The 4,262-nt window shown below is 39.3% G+C and carries 4 protein-coding genes and 1 rRNA gene; all 5 read left to right on the top strand.

Annotated features, from left to right (window positions below; translation table 11 throughout):
- Positions 1 to 168: 168 nt before the first annotated feature.
- Entirely contained in the window at positions 169 to 483 is a 315-nt protein-coding gene (locus L693_RS0119220) for a DUF2500 family protein (RefSeq protein WP_231503699.1), read from the top strand.
- Between the two features lie 122 nt (positions 484 to 605).
- Entirely contained in the window at positions 606 to 1,034 is a 429-nt protein-coding gene (locus L693_RS0119215; protein ID WP_025719162.1) for a NucA/NucB deoxyribonuclease domain-containing protein, read from the top strand.
- 171 nt (positions 1,035 to 1,205) lie between these two features.
- Positions 1,206 to 2,240: a fibronectin type III domain-containing protein gene (locus L693_RS0119210; protein WP_025719160.1), complete on the top strand. Its 1,035-nt coding sequence runs from the start codon at positions 1,206 to 1,208 to the stop codon at positions 2,238 to 2,240.
- Between the two features lie 370 nt (positions 2,241 to 2,610).
- Positions 2,611 to 3,363 (top strand): hypothetical protein, encoded by a 753-nt coding sequence (locus tag L693_RS0119205; RefSeq protein WP_155983879.1) that lies wholly within the window; start codon positions 2,611 to 2,613, stop codon positions 3,361 to 3,363.
- A gap of 422 nt (positions 3,364 to 3,785) precedes the next feature.
- Positions 3,786 to 3,902, top strand: a 5S ribosomal RNA gene (gene rrf, locus L693_RS0119200).
- The last annotated feature ends 360 nt before the right edge of the window (positions 3,903 to 4,262 follow it).

Below are 4,262 nucleotides of genomic sequence, written 5' to 3'. Positions count from 1 at the left end.
TCGCCGCCTTCCTCGCTTCTCCGGACAGCCGCTGGGGGCAGTTTGAGTTTAGAGTAAGTAAGCAGTGCTTTAGGTAGATGTAAATAAATTCCTTATTTATCCCGATATAATACATATAATACACGCAATGATTTGTCAAAAAGGCGGGGGATCTAGTTAGTGGTTTTAATGGGTTTTATAGCTGTACTTTTTATTATATTTTTTTCACTTTGGATATCAGCTAGGCGCAACGAAAGAGCACCTAAAGTAATTCGTCAGGCAGTAGTTCTTGATAAACGTGTTAGGTTAGAGAATGATTCACCTTCAGAAGATTATTTTTTTACTTGTGAGTATGAAGACGGGGAAAGAGAAGAGATAGAAGTCGATGAAAGTGAGTATGGGGTTATTGTTGTTGGGGACACAATCAATGTAATAAGACAACGTAAACTGTTAAGAGTAGAAAGGTTGTTTAATAGATTTCACATGATAATTGGTAGTTTTTAATTTTTGGAGCAATAAACTCTGTCAGAAAACTGTATGATTCTTTTTTATTATGTGACAACATATGCGATACTTCGACATGTCTCCCAGTAGTATTGAGAAGATTAATACTATGGAGGTGTCGTATGATAAAAGGGATCGCAAAAGGATTAATTGTATTTTTGTTGGCAGTTATCTTTTCCGTACAAGGTGTCTATGCTGAACCGGCAGCAACCAACCAACAAGCAGCAGCGGGGTATACATTGGAGTTCCCAAGTTCACGTTACCCTGAAACCGGAGCGCATATTAGAGATGCAATAGCAGCCGGACATTCTGCCGTTTGCACAATTAACAGAGATGGGGCCGAAGAAAACCGTAAGGAATCTCTGAAGGGCTATCCAACTAAAAAAGGATATGACCGCGATGAATGGCCGATGGCAATGTGTGCTGAAGGCGGGGTAGGAGCTGATATCAGATACATAACCCCTAGTGATAACAGGGGAGCAGGATCATGGGTAAGTCATCAGTTAGATAAGTATGCTGATGGAACAAAGGTAAAATTTATAGTGAAATAAAGAAGAGAGACTCTAACGGTTAGCGGCCAATAGAGTCTTTTTTATACCCATTTAAAAATAATTATGCAAATATTTAGATTATAATTATAGATTAGCAAGTTTATGTTTAGACATGTTTTGAGGAATATATTACCTTAGTATCTGTTCAATATATCACTAGGGGAACATTTAATGAAGAATAAGTTTTTAAGAAAAACGGGGCTATTAATGAGTGTTTTCATGGGCTTTATAATTGTTTTTTCAGCAGTCAGTGCATATGCTGCTTCAAATCCAGATGTTGGTTGGAAGAGGTACGATGACAAATCTCCTGAAATTAGTTACTTAGGAACATGGCTAACGGAAACACATTCACAGTACTATGGAGGTTTCGCCAAATATTCAAGTACCCCTAAAGGACAAATAAAATTTTTGTTCACTGGAACAAAGCTGAGAATCATCGGTCCACTTTGGGAGAACAAACCCGCTAACATGGAAATAAAAATTGACGGTGTTCCTGAGATTTTTAGTCAATATTCTGCAGCTAACTATCGTACTGCTAACGTTTACGAAAAAATCGGGTTAACTGAGGGGACACACATGGTAGAAATAACAATTCCATCGAATGTGGGTTCGAAAAACTTTCAACTTGATGCAATTGATATTGATGAAGGTGGCCAACTAATAAATGTTAATGTCCCCACTAATCTTAAAGCAACGCCTGGAGACAGTCAGGTTACTTTAAAATGGGATAAAAATGAGAATGCAGATAGCTACAAAGTTAAATACGGAACAGAATCCGGTAAATACACTGAAACGGCAACAGCTACAAAAGATGTCTATGGAAACTTTGTTATTCCCGGTCTGACCAACGGAACGAAGTACTACTTTATTGTAAGTGCTAAGGTGAATGGCGTTGATTCTGAATACTCCAATGAAGCTTCGGCAACTCCACAAGGAGGAGGTAGTCAACCTGACCCAGAGCCAACTACTGGAGAGCGTGCAATTCTGGTGGTCACTATGACAACTGGCTTAGAAAAAGAATTTGATCTGAGCATGAAAGAGGTTAAGGACTTTATCTCGTGGTACGAAAGCAAGCAAGCTGGTTCTGGATCGGCTTCATATGCCATTAATAAACACGATAACAACAAAGGTCCGTTCAGCAGCCGTAAGGACTATATGCTGTATGATCGTATTCTAACGTTTGAGGTAAGTGAATACTCTAAATAAATTTATAGAAAGAGGACTTCAACGGTTTTTAAACTGTGACCCGTAAGATGGACACTTTGAAAAAAGTGACCCACTTACGGGTCACAATTTATAGAGCTGGTATGAGTCCGTTTTATTTTCTATGAATGTGTCTTTCTGACTGCGTTTCATAGGCATTCCTATAGCCCGGTATACTCGTCAAGTTTGTAAGGCTGCGTTTTTTTGTTAATGGGGTAATTACCACCTATATATTTTCTATTCTATTACATTATTTACATTATTGTTTAAATAGAGTTGATAGATCAATTTACAAAAGTTTAGAGTGTAGGCACTATTATGGAGTAATACCAGCGCGCTGTCCCCAAGTCCAAACTTAGCGTTGTAATTGATCATGGGCAATATTTTTGTCCCAAAAAATATAGGGAGGGTATTTTATGAAAAAAAGCTTTTATCTTTAATCTCTTCGGTGGTAATCTTATCTGTTTCAGCAGTACCAATGACGTCCTTTGCAGAAGTATCTCAAAAAGCGGCAATCCCAAAAGCTTCATCTGATTTTAAACAGACGACAACAGCAATAAAAAATGAAGAGGTGGTCTCCAAAGTTTCTCCTTATGTGGAGACAGAACCCAATGGAACAGTAAAAGTAATAAAAAAAGACCTTATCAATATTGGATTGACCGATGAGCAAGTGCAGATGGTTAAAAAGCAAATTAATGAATACAATCAGTTAATAACGGACGGTAAGGTTGATCCAACAACCCATATGTTAAAATCCTCCACTAGCTCTTCCGAAGTACAAACGATGTCTACTACCAACGGTATCCCATCATCTTGGTTTACTTCTTCCCCCGCCGACATGAAAGAGTTTCATTACTGGTGGGGTTATGAAGACACATACAATGAATTAGGAACACAACATCTAGAGGGTGCTCTTAATATGATTGCTGGAGGCGCAGGTGCTGCCGCTGCCGCTCCCTTATGGGTTCCGTTCCTCGGTGAAGGTGCCGTAGGGATTCTTGGCACCTTTTCAGGAGTAACTTGGGCAACTGCGGGTTATCTGCAATACCGTGACAATGGTTATGGCGATACCGTTGTCTATGCTCTAGCTGTACCCGACTATGCTTACGGCAATTCAATTAATTAAAGGTGATGTGATAGATTTTGCTTAGCATACTAATATCGAACGTCATGGCCGTCATACTATTTCTATTTATGATGTGGTCTTATTTGACCAAGAAACGGACTGGAAAGATAGTTCTTTACTTAATCGTAATCTTTGCTTTCGGTTCCATTATCACATGGTGGCAACTGTTTGTAATAGCTTACAGGAATGGTTTGTTATAACTGTACTACGCTCGGAAAAAGCAGACAGTTTCCCCAGTCTGCTTTTCTGTTTGAAATGAAAAAGTCATTCCTCTTAAGATGCAAGGAAGTTTCGGATCCAGTTTTCAGGGTGTAACCTTGAAGGTATGTAGAAGATACATACGACAAGCGTAAGGCTATTCATTCACACAATCTGTGATGAACCGAATAACCCTACGAAAGAATTTGCACTGCAGATTCATGTTTGGTGGCGATAGCGGAGGGGTTCCACACGTACCCATCCCGAACACGACCGTTAAGCCCTCCAGCGCCGATGGTACTTGGACCGCAGGGTCCTGGGAGAGTAGGACGCCGCCAAGCTTAACAAAAAGCACATCCCTATTAAGGGGTGTGCTTTTTGTTTTTTTAGAATCGAGTCAATCTTAGAAATGCGATTCATTTACGACTTACTTTATTATAGCCAGATATCCAAATCCTACTCACTCTTGATCTTTAACAGATTATTAAACCATTGCTTCTGCTTTTCAGTAATTAAGTAAGTATGGGCCTGGCATGAAGAACCCGAAAAATACTATATGGATATCAACCCTTGCTCAGATGAGTACGCTTATATTTGCGGATCAAATGGAAGGGATATGTTAATGGACGAGTTGCCGAATCATTGTCCAAAACAAGCATACAAATAAGAACTGGAGGCAAATGAAAGTGTTATAGACGAGC

The sequence above is a fragment of the Paenibacillus sp. 1-18 genome, assembly GCF_000520755.1.
Lineage (GTDB): Bacteria > Bacillota > Bacilli > Paenibacillales > Paenibacillaceae > Paenibacillus > Paenibacillus brasilensis.
This window is presented reverse-complemented; position numbering and strand designations above follow the sequence as displayed.